Annotated in this window: 28 protein-coding genes and 2 tRNA genes; 10 read left to right on the top strand and 20 right to left on the bottom strand. The window is 68.3% G+C overall.

Annotated elements, in window-relative coordinates; translation table 11 throughout:
• Positions 1-477: 477 nt before the first annotated feature.
• Both ACTWPT_RS52135 and ACTWPT_RS52130 read left to right on the top strand, forming a co-directional pair.
• Entirely contained in the window at positions 478-876 is a 399-nt protein-coding gene (locus ACTWPT_RS52135; RefSeq protein ID WP_443185016.1) for a hypothetical protein, read from the top strand.
• Between the two features lie 107 nt (positions 877-983).
• Positions 984-1,160, top strand: a complete 177-nt coding sequence (locus ACTWPT_RS52130; RefSeq protein ID WP_443185015.1) for a hypothetical protein — start codon at positions 984-986, stop codon at positions 1,158-1,160.
• Positions 1,161-1,209: 49 nt separating this feature from the next.
• On the opposite strand, the gene ACTWPT_RS52125 is transcribed toward ACTWPT_RS52130, so the two are convergent.
• From ACTWPT_RS52125 to ACTWPT_RS52080, 10 genes are all read right to left on the bottom strand, one after another.
• Positions 1,210-1,677, bottom strand: coding sequence for a group II truncated hemoglobin (locus tag ACTWPT_RS52125; RefSeq protein WP_443185014.1), 468 nt, complete (start codon positions 1,675-1,677; stop codon positions 1,210-1,212).
• Between the two features lie 133 nt (positions 1,678-1,810).
• Entirely contained in the window at positions 1,811-2,332 is a 522-nt protein-coding gene (locus ACTWPT_RS52120; RefSeq protein ID WP_443185013.1) for a hypothetical protein, read from the bottom strand.
• On the bottom strand, positions 2,329-3,426 hold the full coding sequence (locus ACTWPT_RS52115) for a hypothetical protein (RefSeq protein WP_443185012.1): 1,098 nt from the start codon (positions 3,424-3,426) through the stop codon (positions 2,329-2,331). The genes ACTWPT_RS52120 and ACTWPT_RS52115 overlap by 4 nt, the downstream gene beginning before the upstream one ends.
• Before the next feature lie 360 nt (positions 3,427-3,786).
• Positions 3,787-4,215 (bottom strand): hypothetical protein, encoded by a 429-nt coding sequence (locus tag ACTWPT_RS52110; RefSeq protein ID WP_443185011.1) that lies wholly within the window; start codon positions 4,213-4,215, stop codon positions 3,787-3,789.
• Positions 4,216-4,326: 111 nt separating this feature from the next.
• A tRNA-Met gene (locus ACTWPT_RS52105) sits at positions 4,327-4,403 on the bottom strand.
• A 108-nt stretch (positions 4,404-4,511) separates the two neighbouring features.
• Positions 4,512-4,588 (bottom strand) — tRNA-Met (locus ACTWPT_RS52100).
• Between the two features lie 54 nt (positions 4,589-4,642).
• Positions 4,643-7,561 carry a UPF0182 family membrane protein gene (locus ACTWPT_RS52095; RefSeq protein WP_443185010.1) on the bottom strand — a complete coding sequence of 973 codons (2,919 nt, stop codon included), beginning with the start codon at positions 7,559-7,561 and terminating at the stop codon, positions 4,643-4,645.
• 130 nt (positions 7,562-7,691) lie between these two features.
• Positions 7,692-8,735: a YlbL family protein gene (locus ACTWPT_RS52090; protein ID WP_443185009.1), complete on the bottom strand. Its 1,044-nt coding sequence runs from the start codon at positions 8,733-8,735 to the stop codon at positions 7,692-7,694.
• Between the two features lie 10 nt (positions 8,736-8,745).
• The gene (locus ACTWPT_RS52085) at positions 8,746-9,171 is read right to left on the bottom strand and encodes a molybdenum cofactor biosynthesis protein MoaE (RefSeq protein WP_443185008.1); all 426 of its coding nucleotides are present in this window, start codon (positions 9,169-9,171) and stop codon (positions 8,746-8,748) included.
• Between the two features lie 17 nt (positions 9,172-9,188).
• Positions 9,189-10,262 carry an NAD-dependent epimerase/dehydratase family protein gene (locus ACTWPT_RS52080; protein WP_443185020.1) on the bottom strand — a complete coding sequence of 358 codons (1,074 nt, stop codon included), beginning with the start codon at positions 10,260-10,262 and terminating at the stop codon, positions 9,189-9,191.
• A gap of 79 nt (positions 10,263-10,341) precedes the next feature.
• Between ACTWPT_RS52080 and ACTWPT_RS52075 the strand changes: the two genes are divergently transcribed.
• The 3 genes from ACTWPT_RS52075 to ACTWPT_RS52065 are packed head-to-tail and all read left to right on the top strand — an operon-like array spanning position 10,342 to position 13,251.
• Positions 10,342-11,652 carry a zinc-dependent metalloprotease gene (locus tag ACTWPT_RS52075; protein WP_443185007.1) on the top strand — a complete coding sequence of 437 codons (1,311 nt, stop codon included), beginning with the start codon at positions 10,342-10,344 and terminating at the stop codon, positions 11,650-11,652.
• The gene (locus ACTWPT_RS52070; RefSeq protein WP_443185006.1) at positions 11,649-12,209 is read left to right on the top strand and encodes an NUDIX hydrolase; all 561 of its coding nucleotides are present in this window, start codon (positions 11,649-11,651) and stop codon (positions 12,207-12,209) included. The genes ACTWPT_RS52075 and ACTWPT_RS52070 overlap by 4 nt, the downstream gene beginning before the upstream one ends.
• Positions 12,210-12,255: 46 nt before the next feature.
• Positions 12,256-13,251 carry an endonuclease/exonuclease/phosphatase family protein gene (locus ACTWPT_RS52065; protein WP_443185005.1) on the top strand — a complete coding sequence of 332 codons (996 nt, stop codon included), beginning with the start codon at positions 12,256-12,258 and terminating at the stop codon, positions 13,249-13,251.
• Positions 13,252-13,261: 10 nt separating this feature from the next.
• On the opposite strand, the gene ACTWPT_RS52060 is transcribed toward ACTWPT_RS52065, so the two are convergent.
• Positions 13,262-13,846, bottom strand: coding sequence for a DUF2064 domain-containing protein (locus ACTWPT_RS52060; protein WP_443185004.1), 585 nt, complete (start codon positions 13,844-13,846; stop codon positions 13,262-13,264).
• A complete protein-coding gene (locus tag ACTWPT_RS52055; protein WP_443185003.1) occupies positions 13,843-14,358 on the bottom strand; it encodes a M48 metallopeptidase family protein in 516 nt (171 codons plus the stop codon). The genes ACTWPT_RS52060 and ACTWPT_RS52055 overlap by 4 nt, the downstream gene beginning before the upstream one ends.
• A gap of 448 nt (positions 14,359-14,806) precedes the next feature.
• On the opposite strand from ACTWPT_RS52055, the gene ACTWPT_RS52050 reads away from it, so the two are divergent.
• Both ACTWPT_RS52050 and ACTWPT_RS52045 read left to right on the top strand, forming a co-directional pair.
• Positions 14,807-16,552, top strand: a complete 1,746-nt coding sequence (locus ACTWPT_RS52050; RefSeq protein WP_443185002.1) for a ThiF family adenylyltransferase — start codon at positions 14,807-14,809, stop codon at positions 16,550-16,552.
• Between the two features lie 105 nt (positions 16,553-16,657).
• Positions 16,658-17,950 carry an ABC1 kinase family protein gene (locus tag ACTWPT_RS52045; RefSeq protein ID WP_443185001.1) on the top strand — a complete coding sequence of 431 codons (1,293 nt, stop codon included), beginning with the start codon at positions 16,658-16,660 and terminating at the stop codon, positions 17,948-17,950.
• A 421-nt stretch (positions 17,951-18,371) separates the two neighbouring features.
• On the opposite strand, the gene ACTWPT_RS52040 is transcribed toward ACTWPT_RS52045, so the two are convergent.
• Entirely contained in the window at positions 18,372-19,001 is a 630-nt protein-coding gene (locus ACTWPT_RS52040; RefSeq protein ID WP_443185000.1) for a TetR/AcrR family transcriptional regulator, read from the bottom strand.
• A gap of 69 nt (positions 19,002-19,070) precedes the next feature.
• Here ACTWPT_RS52040 and ACTWPT_RS52035 point away from each other — a divergent pair, with 69 nt between their 5' ends.
• Complete coding sequence (locus tag ACTWPT_RS52035; protein WP_443184999.1) at positions 19,071-19,673, top strand: hypothetical protein; 603 nt, start codon at positions 19,071-19,073, stop codon at positions 19,671-19,673.
• A gap of 98 nt (positions 19,674-19,771) precedes the next feature.
• Here ACTWPT_RS52035 and ACTWPT_RS52030 read toward each other — a convergent pair whose 3' ends face one another.
• The 5 genes from ACTWPT_RS52030 to ACTWPT_RS52010 all read right to left on the bottom strand — a co-directional run bounded on the left by ACTWPT_RS52030 (position 19,772) and on the right by ACTWPT_RS52010 (position 23,790).
• Positions 19,772-19,936: a hypothetical protein gene (locus ACTWPT_RS52030; protein WP_443184998.1), complete on the bottom strand. Its 165-nt coding sequence runs from the start codon at positions 19,934-19,936 to the stop codon at positions 19,772-19,774.
• Between the two features lie 66 nt (positions 19,937-20,002).
• Positions 20,003-20,272 (bottom strand): WhiB family transcriptional regulator, encoded by a 270-nt coding sequence (locus tag ACTWPT_RS52025; protein ID WP_305924160.1) that lies wholly within the window; start codon positions 20,270-20,272, stop codon positions 20,003-20,005.
• Between the two features lie 126 nt (positions 20,273-20,398).
• On the bottom strand, positions 20,399-20,662 hold the full coding sequence (locus ACTWPT_RS52020) for a hypothetical protein (RefSeq protein WP_443184997.1): 264 nt from the start codon (positions 20,660-20,662) through the stop codon (positions 20,399-20,401).
• A 127-nt stretch (positions 20,663-20,789) separates the two neighbouring features.
• On the bottom strand, positions 20,790-21,659 hold the full coding sequence (locus ACTWPT_RS52015; protein WP_443184996.1) for an acyl-CoA thioesterase: 870 nt from the start codon (positions 21,657-21,659) through the stop codon (positions 20,790-20,792).
• A 112-nt stretch (positions 21,660-21,771) separates the two neighbouring features.
• A complete protein-coding gene (locus tag ACTWPT_RS52010; RefSeq protein ID WP_443185019.1) occupies positions 21,772-23,790 on the bottom strand; it encodes an ATP-dependent DNA helicase UvrD2 in 2,019 nt (672 codons plus the stop codon).
• Positions 23,791-23,960: 170 nt separating this feature from the next.
• Between ACTWPT_RS52010 and ACTWPT_RS52005 the strand changes: the two genes are divergently transcribed.
• Both ACTWPT_RS52005 and ACTWPT_RS52000 read left to right on the top strand, forming a co-directional pair.
• A complete protein-coding gene (locus ACTWPT_RS52005; protein ID WP_443184995.1) occupies positions 23,961-24,866 on the top strand; it encodes an alpha/beta hydrolase in 906 nt (301 codons plus the stop codon).
• A gap of 84 nt (positions 24,867-24,950) precedes the next feature.
• Positions 24,951-25,202, top strand: a complete 252-nt coding sequence (locus ACTWPT_RS52000) for a glutaredoxin family protein (protein WP_443184994.1) — start codon at positions 24,951-24,953, stop codon at positions 25,200-25,202.
• A gap of 101 nt (positions 25,203-25,303) precedes the next feature.
• Here ACTWPT_RS52000 and ACTWPT_RS51995 read toward each other — a convergent pair whose 3' ends face one another.
• Positions 25,304-25,615: a hypothetical protein gene (locus tag ACTWPT_RS51995; protein WP_443184993.1), complete on the bottom strand. Its 312-nt coding sequence runs from the start codon at positions 25,613-25,615 to the stop codon at positions 25,304-25,306.
• A gap of 63 nt (positions 25,616-25,678) precedes the next feature.
• A complete protein-coding gene (nudC, locus tag ACTWPT_RS51990; RefSeq protein ID WP_443184992.1) occupies positions 25,679-26,653 on the bottom strand; it encodes an NAD(+) diphosphatase in 975 nt (324 codons plus the stop codon).
• Between the last annotated feature and the right edge of the window lie 67 nt (positions 26,654-26,720).

Raw genomic sequence — 26,720 nt, 5'->3', positions numbered from 1 at the left:
TGGCTTTTAACACACTGTTGAGTTCTCAAGAAACGGACGCGTTTTCCGGCGTTTCGTTTCGGTCTTGCGTTATGTCTTAATTCTTACAGCCACCCGATTCCCTGTCAAATTGACCGGACTCGCTAGATCTGCAGGAATTAAGCTCGCCCCGTTTCCGGGACAACCCCTCTAACTTACCAGCTCATCCGGAGTGATGCGAATCGTCCCGGATGACCTAGAAGGAAGTGGGATTTGCTCGGGCATCCCCCGGGGGTTCCAGCGAACCCTCGGCCGCCCTGCGCGAAGCAACTCTAGCAGCCTGCGGCGCCCACTTCGTGCAACTCAGGTAATCATGAGGTCCTTCCCTCACCACCTGACCCTCAAACCTCTGTCATGTCCACGCGTCGCGACACCAGGGCAAGCGGGCATCAAGTCATCCGCAACCGCCCCCAGGTACGAAGTACTCACGAGCAGACTGCGCTCTCGGAGGTGTCCGCCATGACCCGCTCGGAGTTCGACGACATCCGCGCCTTCCTCGCCGACGAGGCAACCCATGCCGGGGACCTGCTGAGAATCGCCAGGACTCTGATCGACGACCTCGAGCACTCCCGCATGCGCGAGGCCGTACTGCGGGCCCAATACCTGCATCTCCTCACGGCCGCGCGGACTTCGGTGGCGGCCGAGGCCGTGGACGCGCCGGACCCCTTGACGTTCCTCAGGCGCGAGTTGGCCGAGCAGGGTGAACTGCCCGAGGACGGCGAGGCCACGCAGCGCATCCTGTCCGACGCTCGTGCGGGGGCCGCGCTGCTCGTCGCCATGGAGGATGGTGTTCCCAAGCGTCCTCGCGGCATGCGCCTGCGCCGATGCATCGGCACGCACAGGACCCTCCGCAAGTAGGCCACCCGGCCCGACACATGTTGCCTCGCCGGTGACTGGATGACGACTCCGGACATACCAGCTCTTTCACCCCACACTGCAAGACTGCGCATATGTGGAAACGGGGGTTGAACTGGGCGGCAATCATCCTGGTCGGGATTTTCGGCCTGATGTGCGTTGGCGTGGTGATTTATGCGGACGAGTTCTCTGCCCCCTGGATGCGCATCGCGCAGGTCGTCTTCGGCCTCCTGCTGCTTGGCTGGTCCGTGCAGAAAGCCATCGCGATGATCCTTGGCAAGGTCTGAGGGCCACGACTGGAACCGGTACCCCATGCCGGGCTCCGTCAGTTCCAAGTTAAGGCTGGTACGGCGGAGCGACTCCCCAGCCCCAGTGCGGCACCGGCGCCTGCGGCGGAGGTGTGGCCCCGGGCTGCGAGTTGTGCTTGGCCAGCCGGGTGCCCCATTCGATGTAGCCGGCGAACGCCGCCCTGAACTCGGGGTCGTCGGGCAGCCCCACCTCGTCGGCGGCGTCCATGAGCAGGCTCACCCACCTGCGGCGCTGCTGCTCGGTGATCGCCTTGCCGAGGTGGTGGCGAAGCATGTTGGGATAGCCGCCACGTTCCTTGGTGTAGCGGTCGGGGCCGCCGAACACCTCGCTCAACCACATGGCCACATGTTTGGGATGATCTGGGTCCATGTGCGCAAACAACGGCCCGATCAAGTCGTCCTTCATCACGGTGCGGTAGAACACCTCGGTCAGCCGCTCGAACGCCTCGGTGCCGCCCGCCCACTCATACAGTGTCGGTGCTGTGTCATCAGTCATGTAATGATGTAATCATCGTCCGGATCTCCGGACAAGCCCTTTGGCGTGGCCGGGCCAGGAGACTACTTGTGTTCGGATGGGGTGGCCAGTCGGCTGCAGTTGACGTCCGAGCCCTTCGGACGGCAGACCGTTCCTAAGGACTGAGCATGAGTTGCAGGTGCTCAGCCGAACGCTCCGAACGGTGTTGAGCGTTCTGGTCGCCCGCGTTCTGGCCGTATCCGGGCGGCGCGGATCGTGTCCGTGGTCCGGGGATGCGGGGGCGGGGTTCCTCACGCCCGCGGGTGCCCGCTCGGGCCTGGGCGGTCCGATGCCCCTGCTCATCGCTCCGGTGAGCAGGGGGCGGTGCCGTCCGTCGCCGGATCGGGTGCCCGAGAGCGCGTCTGCCGATCGCCACGGCGGCCGCGTCGTGACGAGTGGTCATGCGTTTCTTGCTGGTCAGTGGGGCCTGCCAGTGCTGGGCACCCCACTGGGAGGTGTAGGCCGGGTCGGCGGCGATGATGGCGATGCCGGTGGCCTCGGCCATCGCGGTCAGCCGGGCGCGCAGCCTGCCGGTGGGCATGCCGGAGATCAGCTCGCGGAAGCGTTTGCGGCGGCCGTGCTTCTCCCGGGTCTTCTCCGCCTGAAAGTCCAGGTCTTCGATGGCGATTGCGCTCACGCCGCAGGTCGGGCCCAGTGCAGCAGCCGGGTCAGGGCGTGGCGGACCTGGGCATCGCGGTGCTCGGCGTTCCCGCTCAACTCGTAGGCGAAGCGGCGGGGGTTGCCGACAGGGTTGCCGTGGACATCGAGGCGCCAGGCGGCCAGGTGGTCGGCGTTGGTGTCCACGGCGATCACGCCGTGGGCGAGCGCGGCCGCCAGGGGGAGGGCCGGGGCCGGCGGGATCTGCCAGGAGGCGGTGATGTACCAGCGTCCGCGCTGCACATCCAGGTGGAAGCGGTAGGCCACGGCCCGATTGGCTTCGATCCGATCGGCCCATGCGGTGCCCCGGTGCGCGAAGGTCACCCGGGTGGTCAGGGTGTAGCGGCCGTGGGGTGCGTTGGCCAGGTGTGCCAGCGGGGTGGGCAGCCGGATGGACACCTCGCCGTCGGGGGTGATGCGGATGGTCTCGTTGCCGTAGCGCTTGCCGCTTTCGCCGTCGGCGGCGAGGAACCAGCGTGCGGCCTGCCATTTCTGCCGCCATTCGGTCTTGGTCAGGCCGGCGGCGTGCAGGTGGTGTCGGGTGCGGGCCAGGCGTTTGCCGCCGCGCACGATGTGTACGATCCCGGCCTGCTGGTCGGCCTTCTCCCGCTGTAGCCGGTCCTGCAGCACGTGCAGGCGGCGGCTCTTGGCGTGCCACTCCTGCCGGGAGCGGTATCCGCCCGGAGCGTTTCGGGTTCCCTTCTGGCCCACGGGAAGCGACAGCCGGTGCCGGATGGTGGCGATGGCGGCTTGCAGGTCGGCGATGTGCGCGGCCTGGCAGCGGCGGGCCAGCGCCCATTGATCGTGGCTGGCCTTGGTGATGGCCCCGGCCCAGCGCGCCGACGACAACGCGGTCAGCTCGCGTTTGCGGGCCGCCCACGCCTGGTGGTCGTGCGCCAGCCCATCAGCGCAGCGCGTCTTCACATCACCGCAGGCCAGCGCGCCCAGCTGCGCGCCCACCATGCGCAGCACCTGCTCGTCCTCGGCAGTGAGGTTCTTGAGCCAGTCGCGGACGGCCACCCCGGACGGACCGCCAGCGACGAACGGCGCCTCGATCGCGCGCAATTCACTCATGCGCGGCACGCTCCCACCCGAGGCCGGCACGGCCCGAGGCCGACCAGCGGGCGCACCACACGGTCAGCACCTGCGGATCACCACCGAACCGGCATGCCCGCATGACCTGCACCCGCCTCTCCGCTCAGGATTTCACATTGTGTGACCGCAAGAATACCAAGAGTTGACCAGTCGGGTAGAACATACGCGCGATACCGTCGGCAGACTCATCCACAGACCGAAGGGGTGGACCGGAACCGTCAGGCTGCTCTGATACACCAGCGCTTTACGATGAGGACTGCCCATACCCGCGTGCCCGCCGTCACGTCCGCACTCCGGACACGACGCAACTAAGGGCACTTCATGCACCCTTATGCACACTCAAACACCAGCAGCTCTTACCCCGTCGAGCACGAGATCCTCCTGGTCGCTCCCGGTGTCCTTACGTGCCTGCGCCTGCTGTTCGTGGATGCGCAGCGCCAGCAGGATGATCTGGGTGAGCGGAAACCTCGGCGCCGGCAACAGGGAACCATGGACGCGCCCCCCGAGATCGCCCTTCTCCCCTGCTGCCCGGTCGATCAACTCCCTGAACGTGGCGGCCTGGCCATTGTGGTCGGCACTCACGTCCGCGTATGGCACATCTGCGGAGACTGCTCCGGTGAATATCCGGACCTGGGCCTCGCGATGCGCGCCGGTGAAGACGATCGCCGGCACGAACGCGCTCTTTCTCCAGACCGCCGGCCGGCGGACCGCTTTTATCGCCAGAGACCGTAATGGGGACGCGCTCACGGTGACCTCCACGGTGGCCATGGTTCCCTGAAAAGAGAACGAGCCATAAGCCTGGGAAGTTGCCATGCCGGCCTGACCCGGAAGGTTAAAACACAAAACCCGGTCTCCATTTACGGAGACCGGGTCTTGTCTTGGTAGCGGGGGCAGGATTTGAACCTGCGACCTCTGGGTTATGAGCCCAGCGAGCTACCGAACTGCTCCACCCCGCGTTGGTGTCTTACGTTTATAACTATACAGCCCCGGAGCGAGTGCTCGCGCCAGTAAACGCATCCCACGCCAAAAATAACGAGAGGCCCGGTTTCCCGGGCCTCTCGACGTGGTAGCGGGGGCAGGATTTGAACCTGCGACCTCTGGGTTATGAGCCCAGCGAGCTACCGAACTGCTCCACCCCGCGTCGCGTTGTGCCTTAAGACTAGACGGCGGCACGGGGTTAACGCAAACGGAAGGGCTAAGACGTGCCTTGCGCCTGTGGTGATCCCGTGGGCGATGGCGACCCCGTCGGCGTCGTGGTGGGCGTGGCGGTCGGGCTGGCCGTAGGCGCCGGCTGCTGCACGTTGGCGCTCTGCAGCGCCTTCAGCGCCTCCTCCAGCCGCTTCTGAGCCTCGCCATAGGCGTCCCAGTCCGGCGGGCTGGCCTGCAGCGCCTTCTGGGCGTCCTCGTAGGCCTTCCTGGCGTTGGCGATCGCCGTGTTGAGCGCCGTGCTGGTCTGGTTGGGCTGGGTCTGTTGCTGCTGGTCGGGCTGCTGCTGTTGCTGCTCCTGCTCGCCGAAGACCTCCTTCAGGGCCTCGTCCAGCGTGCGGCCCACACCGATCTTGCTGCCGTACGACACCAGCACGCGCTGCAGGATCGGGTACGGCTCCTGCCCGCCGCCCGCGGCCACCTGGATGTACACCGGTTCGATGTAGACCAGGCCGCCCGCGTACGGGAGCGTCAGCAGGTTGCCGTAGCGGACCGACGAGGCGCCGACGCCCAGCAGGTTGAGCTCACCCGCGAACCGGCTCTGGAAGGAGTTCTGTGCCTGTCCAGGGCCGGGGATGGGAGTGCTCGACGGCATCCGCAGGATGCGGATGCGCCCGTACCCGGATCCGGCCGACGAGTCGACCGCCATGAACGCCGCCAGGTTGGGCCCCTGACGTGGCACGAACGTCGTCGTCAGCGAGAACGCCGGTGTGCCGCCCGGCATCGTGGTGGTCAGGTAGTAGGGCGGCTGCTTGATGTTCTTGTCGCCCTGGGTGGGGTCGCCGGGGACGTTCCAGAAGTCCTGGCCGCTGTAGAAGGCGGCCGGGTCGGTGATGTGGTAGCGCGACAGGGTGTAGCGCTGCACCTTGAACAGGTCCTCCGGGTAGCGCACGTGGTTGCGCAGCTCGGCGCTCATCTCCGAGGCCGGGCGGATGATGCCGGGGAAGGCCGCGCTCCAGGTCTTCAGCACCGGGTCGTTGGTGTCCCAGCCGTAGAGCTTGACCGTGCCGTCGTAGGCGTCGACCGTGGCCTTGACCGAGTTGCGCATGTAGTTGATCTTGTCGCTCGGCTGCTGGGCGATCACGCGGCGGTCGGTGGTCGTGTCGCGCGTCATGTCGTCGAGGCTCTCGCTCTGCGAGTACGGGTAGTCGTTGGACGTCGTGTAGCCGTCGACGATCCAGACGATGCGGCCGTCGACGATCGCCGGGTAGGGGTTGCCGTCGAGCGTGAGGAACGGGGCGACCTTCTGGACCCTGTCACGCGGGTTGCGCTCGTACAGGATCTTGGAGTTGTCGTTGACGTCGCCCGAGAGCACGATGTTGGCCTCGCCGTACTTGGCGGCGTAGAGCAGCCTGTTGAAGAACGATCCGACGGGCACGCCGCCGCCGGTGTAAGTGGTGTTCTCCTGGCCGGTGCCGCCCGTCTTCGGGAAGTCGAGCTCCTGCGGGTTGTTCGGGTTGCCGCCGGCGATGACGTAGTCGGCGGAGGTGTCGTCCTCGCCGTAGTAGACCCGCGGCTCCTTGAGCTTGGTGCTGGTGACCAGCGGGCCGGTGACCGGCATGTCCTTGGCGTCGTAGTCGGGCAGGCCGCTGGAGTCGACCTTGTTGCCCGGCGCGGCGACGAAGCCGTAACCGTGGGTGTAGACCAGGTGCCGGTTGATCCAGTTGTTCTGGCCCGTGTCCGGGCCGGTCAGCTCCCGGACGCCGACGACGTGGTCGATCATCTTGCCGGTGCTGTCGGGGTAGCGGTCGACGTCGAGCGGCTCTGCGAAGTTGTAGAAACCGCGGATGCGCTGGGTCTGCTCGTACGTCGACGAAACCAGCGCAGGGTCGAGCAGCCGCACACCGGAGACCGAGGTGTCGCCGCCGGCCTGGACCTTGGTCGGGTCGGCCTGGGCGTTGTAGGTCTCGACCTCGGTCTTGTCGACGTTGTACGCCTGCCGCGTGGCCTCGATGTTGCGCTGGATGTAGGGCGCCTCCTTGCCCTGCTGGTTGGGCTTGACCTGGAACTGCTCGACCAGCGCCGGGTAGACGCCGCCGATCAGGATGGCCGAGAGCACGAGCAGGCCGAAGGAGACCCCGGGCAGCATGCCGCCGGGCCGCACCACGCCGGCGAAGAACAGCACGGCGCAGATCAGCGCGATGATCGCGAGAATGGTCTTGGCCGGCAGGACCGCGTTGACGTCGGTGTAGGACGCGCCGTGCACGAAACCGCGGTCGGAGAAGACCAGGCTGTAGCGGTCGACCCAGTAGGCGACGGCCTTGAGCAGCACGAAGACGCCGAGCAGCACGGACAGGTGCACTCGCGCCGCCTTGGAGGCGTGCACACCCGGCGACTGCAGGCGGAACCCGCCGTAGAGGTAGTGCGTGATCGCCGCCAGGATGGCCGAGATGACCACGGCGGTGAACAGGAAGTTCAGCGCCATCCGGATGAACGGCAGGTCGAACATGTAGAACGAGATGTCGAACCCGTGCAGCCTGTCCTGCTGGCCGACAGGCACACCGTTGATGAACTTCAGCCACGTCTGCCACTGCCCCGAGAACGAGGAGCCGGAGAAGAGCGCGAGCAGTCCCATGCCGACGATGAAGATCAGCTTGCGGTGGGGGTCGAGCGCCATGCGGTAGCGGTCGGCGCCGCTGGCGCCACCGAACATCGCCGGCCCGAACATCGGCCGCATGCGGAACGCCAGCAGCATGTTGCCGCCGGCGATCGCGACCATCAGCAGCGCCCCGACCAAGAACAGCACGATCTGGGTCAGCACCACCCCGGTGAACACCGACGAGTAGTCGACAGCGTCAAACCACAAATAGTCGGTATAGAAACCGGAAAACAGGAAGAACAACGCCACTATCGCCACGAGGGCGATCGCGACAGGTAGAAGCAGTCGTGGCCGGCGGGGCAAGCGCATCGCCCTGCCGGCTCCTGGGGTCCGGAAGCTCAAGGCCAACCCCTCGTCGTGATGAAGAAACGGTCCGTGTTCTGGCAACCTACACCGCTAGGTCAGCCATACGGCTAACGCATGGCGGTCGCCAGAAGTTTCATCCGGCCTCACACGCGGGCACGTTTCCGTTGCCCGTGCGCAACGCGTCAAGCGCCAGCACTGTGTCATGCAGGGTATCCGCTTTGACCAGCCGAAGGCCGTCGGGAACGGCCTTCATGGCCTCGGCGCAGTTGTCGGCGGGGGTCAGGAATATGGTCGCGCCGGAATCCTTGGCCCCCACCATTTTCTGCTGGATGCCGCCGATCGCGCCGACTTCGCCCGTCGGCTGGATGGTGCCGGTGCCGGCGATCTTCTTGCCGCCCGTGAGCTCACCGGGCGTGAGCTTGTCGAATATGCCGAGCGAGAACATCAGTCCCGCGCTTGGCCCGCCGACGTCGCCCACATTGATGTCGACGTCGAACGGGAACTTGTATTTCGCCTGCATGACCACGCCCACCTGGGGCTGCCCCTTGGCCGCCACTGTCTGCAGGGTGACATCGAGCTTCTCCTTGCCCCTGGTGACGTTGAAGACCACGCTCTCGCCGGGCTTGTGCGCCTTGACCGCATTGCTCACCACGTTGACGTCCGTGGCCGCCTTGCCGTCGACGGAGTTGATCTCGTCGCCCTTCTGCAACTTGCCGTCAGCGGGCTTGCCCTTCTCCGTGGACAAGACGGTCACGACCATGCTGTAGCGGATCTTGAGCTCGGTGAGCGCGGCCGCGGCGGCGGAGTCTTGGGAGTTGGTCATCTCGACCGTGTTCTCCTCCTCGACGTCCTTGGGGTCCCGGTCGGGAGCGAAGATGGTCTCCTGCGGGACCACCGCCACGGTGGGGTCGATCCAGCCGCGCAACGCCGTCAGCAGGTCGATCTGGGCGGCCGGGCCGCCCTGGTAGGCCACCGTCACCAGGCTCAGCGCGCCGGTGGTGGGGTAGGTCTGGCGGCCCTTGATCGCTATCACGGGCTTCTTGTCGACCTCGCCGATGGTGTTCTCGGTCGGGCCGGGGCTCAGCACGACATACGGGACCGGGCGAAACGCTCCCACCACCCCGAGCGCGAGCACGAGGAATCCCGCGAGCAGCAGGGTAAGGGCACGTCGTGACATGATGATGAGCCTATTCGCAGGCGCCGACCCACTCGGTCTCGCCGTCGGCGAACACCTGGTGTTTCCAGATCGGGACCTGCGCCTTGAGGTCGTCGATCAGCCTGCGGGAGGCCTTGAACGCCTCGTCCCGGTGCGGGGCGGCCACCGCGACGATGACGGCCGTGTCACCCAGCTCCAGATCGCCCACCCGGTGCACGGCGGCCAGCGCCGTCACGGGGAAGTCGGCGGCGACCTTTTCCGCCACCGCGCGCAGCTCGGCCTCCGCCGTGGGGTGCGCGGAGTAGGAGAGCCCGGTCACAGGCTTGCCGTGGTCCTGCTCCCGCACGGTGCCCACGAAGATCGTGGTGCCGCCCGCGGCGTGGTCGCCCACCGCGGCCAGCACCTCGTCCACGGACAGGGGGGTGTCGCGAATGCCGAGCAACCGGATGACGTCCACGAGAAGAAGCCTAACTGTTACTGACGCCGCTTTTTGCGCACCTGACGGACGATCGCGGCGGTGCCGATGACGGCGACGGTGGCGCCGGCCGCGGTGAGCGTGGCCTCCTTGACGGGAAGCCGCCTGCCGACCACGGTCGTCCTCTTCTCCAGCAGCTCCAGCTGCTGCTCGAGCGCCGCCTCGTTGGTCCACGACGGTTTCCAGCCCGCCTCACGCAGCGCCGTGCAGTCCACGACCCACGGGTAGACGACGTAGTGCAGGTCGGTCGCGGGCGCCGGGGTGATGCCGAGCCTGTGGAGCCGCTGCGCCGTGCCGAACGTCAGCCCCGCAGGCAGCTCGAACCTGCGGATGCCGGACAGCTCCTCGACCTGCTCCTGCTCCAGCCACCCGTCGGAGCCGACCGCCACGACACCGGTGACGACGCCGCGCGCGGCCAGCTCCAGCGCCGAGACCAGGTCCTCGACGTGGCAGAACTGCCAGTGCGGGGTGCAGCCCTTGACGGTCAGAAGCCTGGGCGACTCGAAGTGGCGGGTGATCACGGTGTCGACGCCCGGGCCGACGATCGCCGCCGGGCGCAGCACGGTGACCTCGAGCCCGGGATGGCTGCGCAGCGACCTGCGTACCAGGGACTCGATCTCCAGGTAGTCGCCGACGACGCCGGTGTCGGGCTCGGCCGCCACCGGGGCGTCCTCTGGCAGGGGCACCTCGTTGTCGGGCGCGGCGCCGTACACCATCGCGCTCGTGACCAACACCACACGGCGCACGCGTGCCGCGGCGCACGCCGTCAGCACCGTCTGGGCGGCGCGCAGGTTGTACGCCCGCCGCTCCGCCGGGTCTGAGTCGACCGCGTAGTCGCCGGCCAGATGGACCAGCACGTCGATGTCCGAGATGCGGTTCGCCAAGAGCGGATCCCGTACGTCGATCACTCTCCACGTGGCTTCCTGAACGTCACCACGCTGCTCGTCGATGGCCACCACCCTGCGGAAACCCGCAGAGGATACGAGCCTTGCGAGCAGCTCGCGGCCGATGCCGGAGGCCGCGCCCGTGACGGCGACGACGGGTTGGCGCGGGCGTTTCGAGGTAGGCACCAGGTCCTCACTTTGCACTGATCCGCCGTAGGACGACTAACGTGGCGGATGTGGACTCCTCCATCCTGCACGAGGTAGAGCGGTGACTGACCTGCCAGGTCGCGAAAACGACCCTAACGAGAACCCGTTCGCCATGTTCGGCAACCCTGAGCAGATGGCTCAGGCGATGCGCCAGTTCGCCGACATGTTGTCGGCGCCCCAGGGTTCAGGCCCTGTCAACTGGGACATGGCGAAGAACATCGCCCGGCATGCCGTGGTGGCCGAGGGCGATCCGAGCGTCATGGAAGGCGAGCGCCGCCAGATCGTGGAGGCGCTGAGCCTGGCCGACCTGTGGCTCAACGAGGCGACCGCGCTGCCCAGCGGCGTGGCCAACCCGCAGGCCTGGAGCCGATCCGAATGGATCGAGAACACCATCCCGATTTGGCGCAAACTTTGCGAACCGATCGCCGAGCGCATGGTCGAGACCATGGGCGGCGCTCTCGGCGGCTCGGGCCTGCCGCCCGAGGCCCAGCAGATGGCCGGCCCTCTCATGGGCATGCTCAAGCAAATGGGCGGCATGATGGTCGGCCAGCAGATCGGGCAGGCCATCGGCTCGCTCGCCCGCGAGGTGGTCGGCACGACCGACATCGGCCTGCCGTTGTCCGACACGGCCGCGCTGCTGCCCGGCGGCATCGCCTCGTTCAGCGAAGGCCTGGAGATCCCGGCCGAAGAGATCAGGATCTACCTGGCGCTGCGCGAGGCCGCTCACCACCGGCTGTTCCAGCACGTGCCGTGGCTGCGCTCGCACCTGCTGGGCGCGGTCGAGGAATACGCCAAGGGCATCACGCTCGACACCTCCGCGCTCGAAGAGCAGATCCGCGGGCTCGACATCAACAACCCCGAGGCGATCCAGGAGGCGCTGAGCGGCGGCAAGCTGCTCAAGCCTGAGGAGACCGAGCGGCAGAAGGCCGCCCTGGCGCGGCTGGAGACGATGCTCGCCCTGGTCGAGGGCTGGGTCGCCACAGTGGTCGACCGGGCCGCCGACGGCAAGCTGCCCTCCTCCGTCGCCCTGGCCGAGACCGTACGCAGGCGCCGGGCCACCGGCGGCCCCGCCGAGCTCACGTTCGGGACGCTGGTGGGGCTCGAGCTGCGGCCCCGGCGGCTGCGCGAGGCGGCGGCGCTGTGGCGGGCGCTGGAGAGCGGGCGCGGGATCGACGGGCGCGACGCGTTGTGGGGCCACCCGGATCTCATGCCGACGGCCGACGACCTCGACGACCCCGAGGCGTTCGTCCGCGGCGAGGCAGCCTGGGACATCTCCCAGTTCGAGGGCAAGCCGGGCGGCACCGAGGCTGAAGGCGAGCAGGGCGACCAGCGCGAGCCGGGCGACGGCGAGGGCGAGGGCGACAAGAGTTGAGCCTGCACCGCGACGCGGTGGCGGTGCTGTCCGCCTGGACCGCGCCCACGCCCGAGGAAGAGGCGCTGCGCAAGGAGTTCCTCGACCACCTGCAGGCGCACGACGACGCGATGTTGCGCGCGTGCGTGCCCGGGCACTTGACGGCGACGACGGCGGTGCTGTCGCACGACGGCACGCAGGTGCTGCTCACGCTGCATCCGAAGGCCGGGATGTGGTTGCCGATGGGCGGGCACTGCGAGGTCTCCGACACCTCGCTCGCGGCCGCGGCGCTGCGCGAAGCCTGGGAGGAGTCCGGAATTTTCGGACTTGAGCTGCTGCCTGGGCCGCTGGCGGTGGACAAGCACGTCGTGTGGTGCCACCCGCCGAACAGCTGGCACCTCGACGTCGAGTACGCGGCCGTGGCGCCGCCCGGCGCCGAGGCGGTGATCAGCGAAGAGTCGCTGGACCTGCGCTGGTTCCCCGTCGACGAGATCCCCGATCTGTCGGACGACGCGACGCGGCGCTTGGCCAAACGTGGACAGGCCGTGCTCGGCTCTGGTTCGCGCGCTGTTGGCTAGAGTCCATTGCGTCGTTCTCCAGGGGTGGGGTCCAGAGGGGGATTTGGTGAGCACTGCGGCTGAGTCGCCCATTGGCGGCACGATCGTGACGCCCGTTCGCAGACGCCGGAGGTTCCCCGGGTCGGCGCTGACGTGGGTGGCCGTGACCCCGTTCGCGGCGTGGGCGGTCGCCAGGGTGGCTGGGCTGGAGCGGGGGTCGCTGCCTACCCAGATCATGACCGCGACCCCGTACGCGGCGGCCGGCTCGCTGGTCCCCCTCCTCATCGCCGCGGTCGGACGCAAACGCGCCGCCACCGCCGTGGCGTTACTCACCACGACCGCACTCGGCTTCAGCGTGCTGCCCAGGGCGCTGGGCACGGCCGAGGGGACGGCCGGCCGGCCGCTCAAGGTCATGACGATCAACATGCTTTACGGCCGGGCGGACATCGAAGGGATCATGAAGCTGGTCCGGGAGTTCGCCCCCGACGTGCTGAGCACGCAGGAGCTGACGCCTGGGGCGGTCTCCGACCTGGACGCGGCCGGGCTCAAGGAGTTAATGCCGCATCGCGTGCTGGAGGACGAGTGGAGCGCCGGCGGCAGCGGGCTCTACTCCAAGCACGCCATGGAGCAGCTGCCTGACGTGGTGCCGCCGGTCGGGCACAAGATGCCCGCCGCGCTGGTGTCGCTGCCGGGCGGGAACCCGATCGAGGTGGTCGACGTGCACCCCTACCCGCCGCTCGGGCCGAACGTCACCCAGTGGAACGAGACACTGGCCGCCCTGCCGTCCGCCTCACCCGGACGGGTGCGGATCCTGGCGGGCGACTTCAACGCCTCCCTCGACCACGCGGCCCTGCGTAGGCTGCTGGCCAGGGGCTACAAGGACGCCGCCGCTCAGGTGGGGGCCGGGTTGATCCCGACGTGGCCGGCCAACAAGCGGGTGCCGCCGATCATCACGATCGACCACGTGCTGGTGGACCAGCGGGTGGGCGTACGGGAGGTCAGCGTGCGCGACGTGCCCGAGACCGACCATCGCGCCGTGCTGGCCGCGCTGACCGTGCCCTGAGTAGGCTCGCTCACCGTGCGCTGATCAGCGCCCTGGTGTTGTCCCAACCCTCGAGGCCGGGATCCAGGCGTTCGACGTCTTGCGGCGTGCGCAGGCGGTGCCAGCCCGGGGTGGTGGCGACCCTCCGCGGTCCGGGAGCCTGGGCGCGCAACGCGGCCACCACGTTCTCCTCGTCCAGGTCCGGGGCGGCCCAGGCGGGCGCGGGGAGTGCGCAGGCCAGGGCCACGGCGCCGCCGTTCTCCGCCGGGCAGACGGTGATCTCGGCCCTGCCGAGCTCCCTGAACAGCTTGCCGACCAGCAGGGGCGGCAGGTCGGGCGCGTCACCGCAGATCACGGCCGCCTGATCGGCCTTGAGCCGGCTGAGCACGGCCTGCAACGGCTCGTCCTCCGCGATCGTGACGACCTCGGTGCCGGGCCAGACGATCTCATCCATGCCGGGCACGCTGGTGATCAGGACGGGGGTGACGAGCTCGAGTCCCGCGACCATCTCGTAGGTGTCCTCGGCCATCGCCTCGAGGAACTCCCCCGGGTCGATGCCCGGCGGCGCCGCCTGTGCCATGTGCTGACGTACGAGGACCGCGGCGATGCGTGTCAACACTCCTCCGGCGCCGTGTGGGCCGCGGCGGAGAACCCTTCCAAGAACCCGCGCGCCCGCTCCGCTTTCGGATACTGTTCCACCAGCGCCCAGAACTTGGCGCCGTGGCTGGGCACGAGCAGGTGCACGAGCTCGTGGATGATCACGTAGTTGATGACCCATTCGGGCAGGCCCTTGAGGCGGGTCGAGATCCGGATCGTTCCGTTCTCCGGAGTGCAGGAGCCCCAGCGGTGCTGCTGGTTGTCGACCCAGCGCACGCTCTCGGGCTCGGCCTTGCCGTCGAGATATTTCGCCGACAGCTCCTTGGCCCGCTCCAGCAGGCCCTCGTCGGTCGGCCTTCGCCTGCTTTCCTTGGCGGCCAGCCGATCCAGCATCCGGCTCACCCATTCATCCGCGTCTTCACCGCTCAGCCAGGCGGGCAGGAGCACGATCGTCTTGTCGCCGTCGCGGTAGGCGGAAACCGTACGCCGGCGACGAGAACTGCGACGAACCTCGACTGTCTCGGGGGGCACATATGCACGGTAGCCGAGACCGGCGAAATTCCACAGAGGGTGCACGTTGTTTCTGCTGGTCAGATGATTAAGACCCGGTGAATTTGGGCACGCGCCTTTCCCGATGCGCGGCCAGGCGCTCCAGCAGGTCGGACGGGGTCGTGGTGATGGAGTGGGCATGGATTCCCAGCACAGCGCGGGTTCCCGGCCTTGATGGTCTTGATTCTGGGCCACTTTGGGCAGACTTGCGGCAATCGACACGGTTACTGGGCGATCTTCGAAGCGACGGCCGGCAGGGGACCGTAGGTCATTCTTTGGGAAAGCTTGATTTACCGGATCTTAATCCTTCGCCTCGCTCCTGACGGGGCCGCACCGGGCAAAGGCCCTCCGCCGGCCAGGCCCAGAAGTTATCCACAGGCGGAGCGGAACCGGCTCGGGATCTTGCTGCGACGTGCGAACCTTTCCCGCCATGAGGCCACGTGTGAAGCCCGCCCTCCGGCGCATCATCCGCGACGAGCACACCCTGCAATACGGCGTGCACCCGCTCCGCGCCATCAAGCTGACCGGCCTGGCCCGATCAGTCCAGCAGTGGATCGAGGGCCTCGACGGCACCCGTGACCTGGCACGCGTCCTCGACGCGGCCAACGCCGCCGGGCTCGACGAGTGCCGCGCCCGTTCCCTGCTCGACCAGCTCACCGCCCAAGGCGCCCTTCACGACGCCGCCACCAGCCCCGCGCCCCTGCGCGACCTCGCGCTGGCCGAACGTGACCGTTTGAGACCCGACCTCGATGCCCTTGACCTGGCCTCGACCTCACCCGAGGGCGGAATCGGGCTCCTGATGCGGCGCCGGGCCGCCCGGGTGCGGGTCTATGGGGCCGGGCGGGTCGGGGCGCAGATCGTCGTCCTGCTGGCGGCCGCCGGTGTGGGGCACATCCGGGTGATCGACCCGGGCGCCGTCCGGGCGGGCGACATCACACCCGGCGGGCTGACGTGGTCGGAGCTGGGTCTGACGCGGGAGGTGGGCGCGGTGGCGGCGGCCCGCAGGTTGACGTCGGGCTGGCGCGGCGCAACCGGCTCGCGCGTCCCGCAGCCCGGCGCAACCGGCTCGCCCGCCCCACAGCCCGGCACCACCGGCTCGCGCGTCCCGCAGCCCGGCACCACGGGCTCACGCGTCCCGCAGCCCGGCGCCACCGGCTCGCGCGCCGCACAGCCCGGCGCCACGGGCTCGGCTTCGATGGCGTCCGGCTTGCCCGGCCAGCGACGCAGCGCGCCGTCGCAGGGCGATCGGCGGTCAGCTGCCAGCACGCCGGGGAGGCCTACCGCCTCCCCGGCCGTCCCGCTCCCTTCATCGCCCCCGGCTGCCGCCGTGCCCGCCTCAGGCGCGCAGACTCGTACGGACCGCAGGCAGGGCCAACGCCGGACCGCACCACTGGGACACCCCGAAACAGCACACACCGCAGACGGGGGCCGCAGCGAGGCGCAGCGGACCAAGGTAGAGGGGACCGAGGCGCAGACGCCGGCCCAGGGGAGCCAGGCGCAGGGCACCCCGGCCCAGGGGACTCACGGAACCCAGGCGCAGAGGACCCCGGCCCACGGGACCCAGACGCACGGGAGTGCAGGGGGCCGGGGAGAAAGTGGGGCACAGCCTGCCGTCCGCAGGAGGCGGAAGGACCGGCGGATCGACGGGCAGGAGCTGGTCAGGCCGGCGGTCGAGGTGCTGGCCGGAGGAACCTACCTGGGAGACCGGTCGGACCGTCCCGACCTGGTCATCCTCGCGCCCGTCGGCCCGATGGACGGCGTTCTGGTCAACGAGCTGATCTGCCTGGGCATCCCCCACCTGCTGGCATCCGCCTTCGAAGGTCACGGCACGGTCGGCCCGCTGGTGTTGCCCGGCGAGACGGCATGCCTGCACTGCCTGGACCTGACCCGTCGCGACCTCGACCCGGCCTGGCCGATCGTCACCGCTCGGCTGGGCGGCTACCCACCCGGCGAGATCGCCTGCGACACGACGCTCGCGACCCTGGTCGCGGCGGAGGCGACCGGGCATGCGCTTGCTCACCTCGACGGCAAGGAGCCCGCTGTGACCAACGGCACAATGGACGTATCACCTGATTGGCACTGGAAAAGGCAGGACTGGCGCATACACCCGCAATGTCGTTGTATGCGAAACGATCCTTATTCGCTAAGAATGGTCATGTCGCCCAAACGCGACTGACGGGTTCCGGGGACGACCACGAAGGGGGGAAGCGGCATCTCTGCCGAGGTTCCGCGCATCAGTGTGAGCGATCTTCCGCGCCGTGCTGTCACGCGTTCTGCCAAGTTGGCCACGCTTCCCCTCGGGTTCGCCGGTCGCGCCGCCCTCGGATTGGGCAAACGCCTCGGCGGCAAGTCCGCCGAGATCGTGGCGCAGGAAGTCCAGCAGCGTACGGCCGAGCAGGTCTTCAAGGTGCTCGGCGAGCTCAAGGGCGGCGCGATGAAGCTCGGGCAGGCGCTGTCGATCTTCGAGGCGGCGCTTCCGCAGGAGATCGTCGGCCCTTACCGCGCCACCTTGACCAAGCTGCAGGACGCCGCTCCCCCGCTCCCCGTGTCCACCGTCCACAAGGTGCTCACGGAGCAGTTGGGCGACGACTGGCGGGACAATTTCCGCTCGTTCGACGACCAGCCGACCGCCGCCGCCTCCATCGGCCAGGTGCACAAGGCCGTGTGGCACGACGGCAGGGAGGTGGCCGTCAAGATCCAGTACCCGGGGGCGGGCAAGGCCCTGCTCGGCGACTTCGCCCAGCTGGCCCGCCTGGGCAAGCTGTTCGGCGTTTTACTGCCCGGCCTCGACATGAAGTCCGTGCTGTCGGAGCTGCGTGAGCGGATCGCGGAGGAGCTCGACTATTTCCGGGAGGCCGAGGCCCAACATGCCTTCGCCCTCGAGTTCGACGGCGATCCCGATTTCCACGTCCCTGACGTGATCGCGGCCAACGAAATGGTCCTGGTCACCGAGTGGATGGACGGCACTCCGCTGTCGCGCATCATCACCGAGGGCACCAAAGAAGAACGCGACCACGCCGGCTTGCTCTTCGTACGTTTCCTGTTCTGCTCGCCGGCTCGGGTGGGGATGCTCCACGCCGACCCGCACCCTGGCAATTTCCGCATGCTGGCCAACGGCAAGCTCGGCGTCCTGGACTTCGGCGCGGTCAACCGCCTGCCTGATGGCTACCCCAGGGTCTTCGGGCAGTTAATGCGCATCTTCAACCACGGCGACATGGAAACCGTCGTGACGGGGCTGCGCCAGGAGGGCTTCATCCGAAGCGGCATCGAGATCGACCCCGACGCGCTGCGTGCCTTCCTCGCGCCGTACGTGGAGCCGACGGCCGTGGAGGAGTTCACCTTCAGCCGGGAGTGGCTCCAGGCCCAGGCGGCCAGCGTCACGGACCTGCGCCCCGGCAACGTGGTGCGTCAGCTCAACTTGCCGGCGTCGTACGTGCTCATCCATCGGGTGCATGCGGCAGGCGTGGGCGTGCTCTGCCAACTGGGCACTACGGCCCGCTTCCGCGACGAGGTGATCCGCTGGGTCCCCGGCTTCGCCGACGACCCCGACGACCAGCCCTTGGCAATCGGCTAACGGGCTTCCGCGCCCGCGCCCGGTTGCAACCCCGGCCACCTCCCCGGCCCGTGGTGATGACCCCGCCCGTGCCCACGAGCCTGTCCCACCTGCCCGCGCCCGATGGTGATGACCCGCCTGTACCCAGGACACGATCCCAGGCGGCCGGCGTCGCCGGGCGCAGCACCCCTGCCCGCACCCGGTGGCGATGTCACACCCGCACCGCAGACCGTGACATGGCCCGCAGCGCAGGGCCATGTCACGACTGCGCGCGCGGGGCGGTTTCCTGCCTACTTCGGTGTCGCGACCCGTGCATCGAGGCTCGCGATGCATGGCCGGAGATCAGGTGAGGTTCGCGCCGTGCGGTATCTGAGGCCTTGCGCGGTCAATTCCTCGCCTTGGGAGCTGATCTGCGGGGAGGGAGCAGACGAGCGCACATGCATTATGCGAGGCCCGAGAGGAGGGCGTTGACGCCGTCGGTGAGGACGCGTTCGCCTTCCTCGCGCGAGTCCAGGAACCAGCCGGGGAGCGGACTGCGGAGCGAGCACGTGAGCTCGATGCTGACCAGGCCGTGGATCGTGGTCCACACCAGGTATGCCGCGCGCACGGGGTCCATCGAGCGGATGAGATGGGCCTCGGCCGCCGCGTGGGTGGCCTCGGTGAGCAGGGAGAAGGTCAGGCTGAGGGCGTCGTTGCGCTGTTCTGGCGAGGGGTCGAAGTCGGGAAGTGGGCGTTCGAACATCAGGGCGTAGAGGGCGGGATCGGACAGGGCGAACTGCCTGTAGCCGTAGGCCACCGCCATGATCCGGCTGATCGGGTCCGTGGAGCCGTTCAGCGACTTGGTCATCGCCTCGTGGAGGATGCTGAAGCCGTACCGGTAGATCGCCTCCAGGAGGCCGGCGCGGCCGCCGAAGCAGGTGTAGATGCCCATGGTGGAGGTTCCGGCGGCGTCTGCCACGCGGCGGAGGGTGAGGTGGAGCGCGCCATGTTCGCGAAGGACGCGTATGGCCGCGTCGAGCAGGTCCTGGCGCAGTGCGCCGAGTTCTTTCGGGATGCTTACGTCTCTCGGCACACCCTCACCATATCGGGCGATAACGCGGATCATAACGAGCGTTATCACCGAAGGAAGGGGCATTTCGAGATGCGGGTCTATCGGGTCACCGGAGCGGCGGGGTTCGTCTGCGCTCTGCTGCTCGTCGTCAATTCAGCCAGGCGGGCGGGGTTTCTGCCGGAGACGGCTTTCACGCACGCCATCGCACCGTTCGCGGCTCTCACCGGCTTACTCGCGATCACCGGGATCTACCTGCACATCCGGGGTACAGCGGGCAGTCTCGGGCTCGTCGGCTACGTACTCAACTCGGCAGGGCTGGCTGGGGCGTTCGCCATCGAGTACATCCTTCATTTCGTCTTCCCCTACCTGGGCGGCGGCACGGTAAGTGCTCTGCTGGCGGGAAGCACGGGGCGGGCGTTCCTGGTCACGTCCGTCGTGCTGGTGATGGGGGTGCTGACGTTCAGCGTGGCGGCGATCCGGAGCGGGGCGATGCCGGTTGTGGCCGTGAGCCTGTACGCCGTGGGGATGATTCCCGGGTCGCTGCGGAACCTGATGCCGCTGCCGGTGTATCTGAGCGGGCTGGTGGTGGCGGCGATCGGAGTCGCGTGGATGGGGGCGCGGCTCTGGTCCGCGCAGGAGGAGTCCGTCTCGCCCGCCCGCGGGGTGCGGAGGGACGTGCGGCCCACCGCCTAACCCGTGGAAAGGGGAAGAGCCGGGCGCTGGGTTGCGCCCGGCTCTTCAACTACCTGGTCTCACGGGGAGATCCTGCGCCGGCGGCAGGATCTCCCCGGTCAGAACTGTCGGCCCAGGGCCTTGCGGAGGCGGTCGTTGGCCTTCCTGACCTCTCGCCGCGCCCGCTGCACGCGACTGACGCGCAGGGCGAGGCGTTGCTCCTCCGCCTCCCGGTGGAGGGTTTGTATTCGGTCATTGACCAGGTCATGGATGAGATCGGACATTGCGTTACTCCTCGTCACGTGAGCTCTCATTGGTCTTTCGCTTTCTGGCTAGAAGCTGCGTGGTGTTCAGGCAGCGACCGGGTGCTTGCGGGGACGCCCGCGCGGACGCTTACGGGGAACGACGGTCCCCCGGAGGATCAGTTCGCCGCCCCAGACGCCCCACGGCTCCTCGCGCTCGAGCGCGCGGTCGAGGCAGGACTTCTGGATCGGGCAGCCGCCGCAGAGCGCCTTCGCGAACTCCACGTCCTCCGGCGACTCGGCGAACCACAGGTCAGGGTCGGTACGACAGGGGATCTTGGCTTCGTCGATCAGGTCCATGATCGTCTTGGCCCCCATCTTCTTCTCCTTTTGTCGATCTTTTTTGATCTTGGTCGGGCACCTCGTAGGTGGTCGGGATCACGGACAAACAAATAGGCCGCGGATCCGTCTGTGGATCCGCGGCCTGGGGGCTACTGTCGCCGGTCAGGTTATGACCGGTGTATCCCTCCAGGGTTGCGGACCGCACAGTCCACCCTTGGTGAGCTGGTTGGCCGGCAGTTCGATACGTGCTGCGTAGACGGGAGCGCCTTGCACAGCCGCGCCGAAGTGGGCACGCGCATAGAAGGCGGCGGCCTGACTACGGACAGACTTCTCGTGCCGCAGCTTGGCCGGCCCATCGCTGAGCCTCACCGCGTCACGGCATGCGGAAGCGAGCCACTTCGTGGCCGACATCTGAATGCTGATCACCGGGGCTCACCTCCACTCTCTGAGATCGTCGGAACAGGACTGTCCGACTCGCTTGACCATGACCCTAAACCGGGAACCCGGGAAGGGGCAACATATTTTCGACCTGCGATTTTGTAACTTCGTCGCCCTATTTCAGTGGCCGGATCATGGCCTCCTGGACGACGGAGACCACCAGATCGCCCGACGCGGTGAACATCTCACCACGAGCCAGCCCCCTCGCGCCAGCCGACCACGGCGACTCCTGGGCGTAGAGCAGCCAGTCGTCGGCCCTGAAGGGGCGGTGGAACCACATGGCGTGATCCAGTGAAGCGCCCATGATGTTCGAGACGCCCCAGGCCATGCCGTGCGCCAGCAGGATCGTGTCGACCAGCGTGAAGTCGGAGGCGTATGCGGCCAGCACCACGTGCAGGAGCGGATCGTCGGGCAGCTCGGCGTCATAGCGGAACCACACGTTGGTCTTGGCGCTGCGCAACTCGGGCTTGTTGTACGCCTCCCAGGTCAGCGGCGAGGCGTGCCGGGAGTCCACCGGCCGGGGCCGCGACAGCCAGTCGCGGAATTCCGGGTGGTCGCCGACCAGCTCGAACATGCGCTCCTGGAACGTGGGCAGCGTCTCGGCGTCCGGCACGTCGGGCCTCACGGACGCCTGGTGCTCGGCGCCCTCCTCGAGGACGTGGAACGACGCCGACATCGTGAAGATCGCCTTGCCGTGCTGAATCGCGACGACCCTGCGGGTGCTGAACGAACGCCCGTCGCGCACGCGCTCCACGTTGTAGACGATCGGGATCGACGGGTCACCGGGCCGGATGAAGTACGCGTGCAGCGAATGCACGTTGCGGTCGCCGGTGACCGTACGCCCGGCCGCGACCAGGGCCTGCGCCGCCACCTGGCCGCCGAAGACGCGTTGGATGCGCTCCTCGGGGCTCCTTCCCCGGAAGATGTCCAGCTCGATCTGCTCCAGGTCGAGCAGGTCGAGCAGCTCCTTGAGCGCCTCGTTCACGTCACCGTCCCCCTCATGCTTACCGGTCCATGGACAAGTTTGACGTGCCGCCCTTTTCGTCCCAAATGCGGCCTGGCTTGTCCGATGATTCCCTGTCGGGATTTCGGAACCGTTACGAGCGGCAGAGTGACAGGACCGCGGCGCCGTACCGGTCGATCTTGACGCGGCCGATGCCCGCGATCGACAGCAACTCCTGCTCCGTCGCCGGCGCCCGCTCCGCGATCGCCTGCAGCGTCACGTCCGTGAAGATGACGTACGGCGGGACCTTGGATTCCTTGGCCGTGGCCGTTCGCCACGCCTTCAGCCGCTCCAGCAGCGCCTCGTCGTAGTCCGCCGGGCAGGTCGCGCACCGGCCCAGCTTCTGCTCGGCCGCCGCCACCAGCGTCTTGGCGCAGACCCGGCAGCTGACGGGCGCGGCCATCGTACGGCGTTCGCGGCCGGCCGGTGCCACGCGAGGCGGACTGGAGGTGCGGCCGGTGAGGCCGTCGAGGAACCGGGATGGGCGGCGGCTCTTGCGTCCGCCGGGGGCGCGGGCCAGCGCCCAGGACAGTGACAGGTGCTCGCGGGCCCGGGTGATGCCGACGTAGAGGAGGCGGCGTTCTTCTTCGATCTGCTCCGGAGTCTCGGCGTAGATGATCGGGAGCATGCCGTCGGTGAGACCAACGAGGAACACGGCATCCCATTCCAGGCCTTTGGCGGCGTGCAGCGAGGCCAGCGTGACGCCTTCCACGGGCGGGGCATGCTGCTCGGAGGCCCGGCGTTCCAGCTCGGCGACGAACGCGGGCAGGTCGCCGCCCTCCGCGGCCACGTCCTCCGCCAGGTCGGCCAAGGCCTTCAGCGACTCCCACCGCTCCCTGGCCTTGCCGCCGCCGGGCGGGGACGGGGTCAGGCCGACGCCAGCGAGGATGTGGTGCACCTCGGAGGCCAGCGGCTCGCCGGAGGCCGAGCGCGCGGCGCCGCGCAGCAGGACGACCGCCTGGCGGACCTCGGGGCGTTCGAAGAAGCGCTCGGCGCCGCGCAGCATGTACGGGATCTCGGCCTTGGACAGAGCCTCCTCGTACGCCTCCGACTGGGAGTTGACCCGGAACAGAACCGCGATCTCGCGCGCCGCCACACCCTTGTCGAGCAGTTTCCTGATGGCCCTGGCCACCCCAGCGGCCTCGGCCGGCTCGTCGTCGTAGTCGGCGAACACCGGCTTGGGCCCGTCCGGGCGCTGGGCGAGCAGTTCGAGGCGGTGCGGCGACCTGCTCTTGGCAATGACCAGGTTGGCGAGGTCGACCACCTGCGGGGTGGAGCGGTAGTCGCGGACCAGCTTGATGACGGCGGCCTGCGGGTGCTCCACCGCGAACCCGGTCAGATAGCGCGGGCTGGCGCCGGTGAAGGAGTAGATCGTCTGGTTGGGGTCGCCGACCACGCAGATGTCGTCGCGCCCGCCGAGCCAGGTGTCGAGCAGGAGCTTCTGCAGCGGATTGACGTCCTGATATTCGTCGACCACGAAATAGCGGTATTGCTGGCGGATCTGCGCCGCCACCTCCTGGTGCTCGGTCATCACGGCCGCGGTCAGCTCCAGGATGGTCTCGAAGTCCACCAGGTGACGCTCGCGCCGGAGATGCTCGTAAGCCTCGTAGAGCCGGGCGATCTCCTCGGCCGGCGTGGGCGGCGTGCGGTGGTGCTTGGCCGCGGCGGCGACGTAGTCCTCGGGGCCGATCTGCGTGACCTTGGCCCACTCGATCTCGGACGCGATGTCCCGCAACTCGGACCGGTCGGGATTTTTCCGGATCTGGCGGCATGCCTCCGCCAGCACCGGCAACTTCGACTCGATGATCGAGGGCGCCTGGCCGCCGATCACCCGTGGCCAGAAATAGGTGAGCTGCCGTAGCGCGGCCGCGTGGAAGGTGCGAGCCTGCACGCCGGGCGCTCCCAGTGCGCGCAGCCGCTGGCGCAACTCGCCTGCCGCCCGCGTGGTGAACGTCACAGCCAGGACGCTCTGCGCGTCGACGGCACCGCTGCGTACCGCGTGCGCGATGCGATGGGTGATCGCCCTGGTCTTGCCCGTGCCCGCGCCCGCGAGCACGCACACTGGCCCCCGCACGGCCTCGGCAACCGCACGCTGCTCGGGGTCTAGGCCCATCAGGACGTCGTCCACCACATTCGTCACCCATTCATCTTCCCAGTACTGGCGGCCTAGGACCTTATTCTGGCAACATGCCTGCCGGGTTATGTTCCTAGTCAACGAGATGCAAAGAACTGGTCTCTTCCCCCACAATGGGGCCGACCATCTGCATGGGGGAAAGGAAGGCCGTGCGAACTGCGGTTTACGTGGGCGCTCTTGCGCTCGCTGCCGTGGTGCTCACACCTGTCGCCGCGACCGCGACGACAAAGGAGCCCACACCCGCCCCTGCCGTGACCAACCCGGTCGACTCCGACGGCATCGGCGGCCTGAGCACGGAGACGGTCGCGTACGGCAGCCACCGGCGCCAGCAGATGGACGTCTGGTGGACCCCCGACGGCATGCAGCGGCCCGGCGTCTTCCTCATCCACGGCGGCTGGTGGTCGAGCGGCGACAAGAAGTACATGAAGGAGATCACCCGTAGCTACGCCGAGCTCGGCTACACGGTCTTCAATCTCAACTACCGCCTGTCCGGCGACGCGCCCTGGCCCGCCCAGCGCACCGACGCGCTGGCCGCGATCGCCGCGGCGCGCAAGCACGCCGACCGGTGGGCGTTCGACCCGAACAACTACGTGCTCGTCGGCTTCTCCGCGGGCGGCCACATCGCCGCGGCCGTCGGCACCTACGGCGACGGCATCGGCGGCCTCAAGGGCGTGGTGGGCGTGTCGCCGATCATCTCGCCCCTGCGGGCCTACTCCGACGGCGAGGACACCACCGACACCAGTAAGCGCAAGCTCCGCGAGTCCGCGATCCGCCTGGCCGGCGGCTGCGCCCCCAAGGGCAAGTGCTCGCGAGTCTGGGCCAGCATGGAGGTGGCCTGGCACGCCAGCCGCCACGACGCGCCGGTGCTGACCGTGCACGCGCAGGACGAGTTCGTGCCGCCGGCGCAGAGCATGCTGCTCAAGCAGATGCTCGGCCAGGTGGGCGTGCCGGTGACGGTGCTCACCCAGCCGGGGGCCAACCACAGCGCGCCTCTCTACCGCGAGCCCGGCGTGGCCGAGCGCGTGCAGACGTGGATCGCCGAGCGCATCGGGTAGCTTCACGAAGCTCGCGGATTAACCACGCACTTCGCGTTGTTGCACGGAGCGTCTGTCTTCCTGACCTTGGAGGGATCCCCCAACATGGCGCTCACCGTCTACAGCACCACCTGGTGCGGCCCATGCAAGCGGCTCAAGGCCCAGCTGACCCGCGAGGGCATCAGCTTCCGCGAGGTCGACATCGAGCGTGACCCGTCGGCGGCCGAATTCGTGATGAGCGTCAACAACGGCAACCAGACCGTGCCGACTGTGGTGATCGAGACGCCGGATGGGCGGGTCGTGCGGACCAATCCGTCGGTCGGGGAGGTCAAGCTGCTGCTGGAGAGCGCGGCCTGACCTTCTCGGGTATGACACGAGCCCCCGGCCGGGAGGGCAGGGGGCTCGTGAATTAGCATGGCCGCGAGGACCTGGGTGCTAAGGTCACTCAGGTCCTCAGATCAGTGGGCGTGGTTGTCGATCTTCTCTTCGAGACGGGCGATGTCCGCCTTGAGTTCCGTCCGAACGTGCCCGATCTCCGCCGTGAGCTGTCCCTTCATGACGCCGAGGTGGGTCTTGAGCCCGACGTCACGCACCATGTTGTCCTCTTTGAGCTGGGCCACGGCTGCGGAGATCGCCCCGCTCACCACATCGACGATCTTCTTCGTCTGAAGCTGGATCTTGTCGTCGATCGCGACCTCGACAGCCGCGAACTGGATGGCGAGCTTGTGCCGCTCGAGCTCCATGAGCTCTCGCATGTGTGTTTCATTCATGGGCATGACTTTACCCTTTCCCTGACGCCTCGTGTTCATGGAATCACGCAAAGCGAAATCGCGCTACCAGTCGCCCGACAGGGGGCCGCCGTACCAGGTCTCGATGAGGCGGCGGGCGATCGACACGGGCGGCGGCAGGCGCAGCTCGCCTGACTCCAGCGCCGCCGCCAGCTCCTCACGCGAATACCAGCGTGCCTCGGCGATCTCCTCCGCGTCGGGCGTGAGCGTGGTCGAGGTCGCCTCGGCGAAGAAGCCGAGCATGAGGCTGCGCGGGAACGGCCACGGCTGGCTGCCGAGGTAGCGGGGATTGATGACGGTGATGCCGACCTCCTCCGCGACCTCGCGTACGACGGCGTGCTCCAGCGACTCCCCCGGCTCCACGAACCCCGCCAGGATCGACAGCCGCCCCTTCGGCCATTGAGGACCGCGGGCGAGCAGGCAGCGGTCCGCCTCGTCACGGACCAGCATGATCACGGCGGGGTCGACGCGCGGGAAGTGCTGGCTGGCGTCCTGCGGGCAGACGCGGATGTGACCGCCCGCCTGGACTTCGGTGCGGGTCCCGCAGCGCGGGCAGTATTCGTGGGTCGCGTGCCAGGCCTCCAGCGCCACGGCGTAGACCAACAGGCCCGCGTCGCGGTCGCCGAGCAGGCCGCCGACCTGGCGCAGCCCGGCCGCCACCGGCCGGCCCTCGGGGGCGTCGCTCAGCGTCATCGCGAATGTCACGCGGCCGTTGACCTCGCCCTTCGGCACACCGGGCAGCGGCGCGGCGACCGCGAAATAGGCGACGCCGTCCTCGACTCCCAGCAGATAACGCTCCCCGGGCGGCGCGTCGGCGGGGCCGTACAGCACGGCCCGCACCTCGTCGCCGATCCGCTGCACCAGCGTGTGACCGTCGTTGATCACCAGCACCCTGGTCGTAGGGTCGGACCACGCTTGCTCCAGCCACCGCTCGTCGGCACGCAGCGCCGAGGACCGGTCAATGGTGCCGCGCGCCAGAAGCAAGGGTCCGATGAGTTGCTCTTCCGCGGTCGTCTCCACTGGCCGCCCCCTCCCAAATCCCATGTCATCCTATGACCTTGCGGTTAGCCCCTGATTAGGGAATCCG

It is taken from the genome of Nonomuraea sp. 3N208 (assembly GCF_052245935.1).
Classification (GTDB): Bacteria; Actinomycetota; Actinomycetes; order Streptosporangiales; family Streptosporangiaceae; genus Nonomuraea.
The sequence above is the reverse complement of the archived record's forward strand: the minus strand, read 5'-3'. Positions and strand labels throughout refer to the sequence as shown.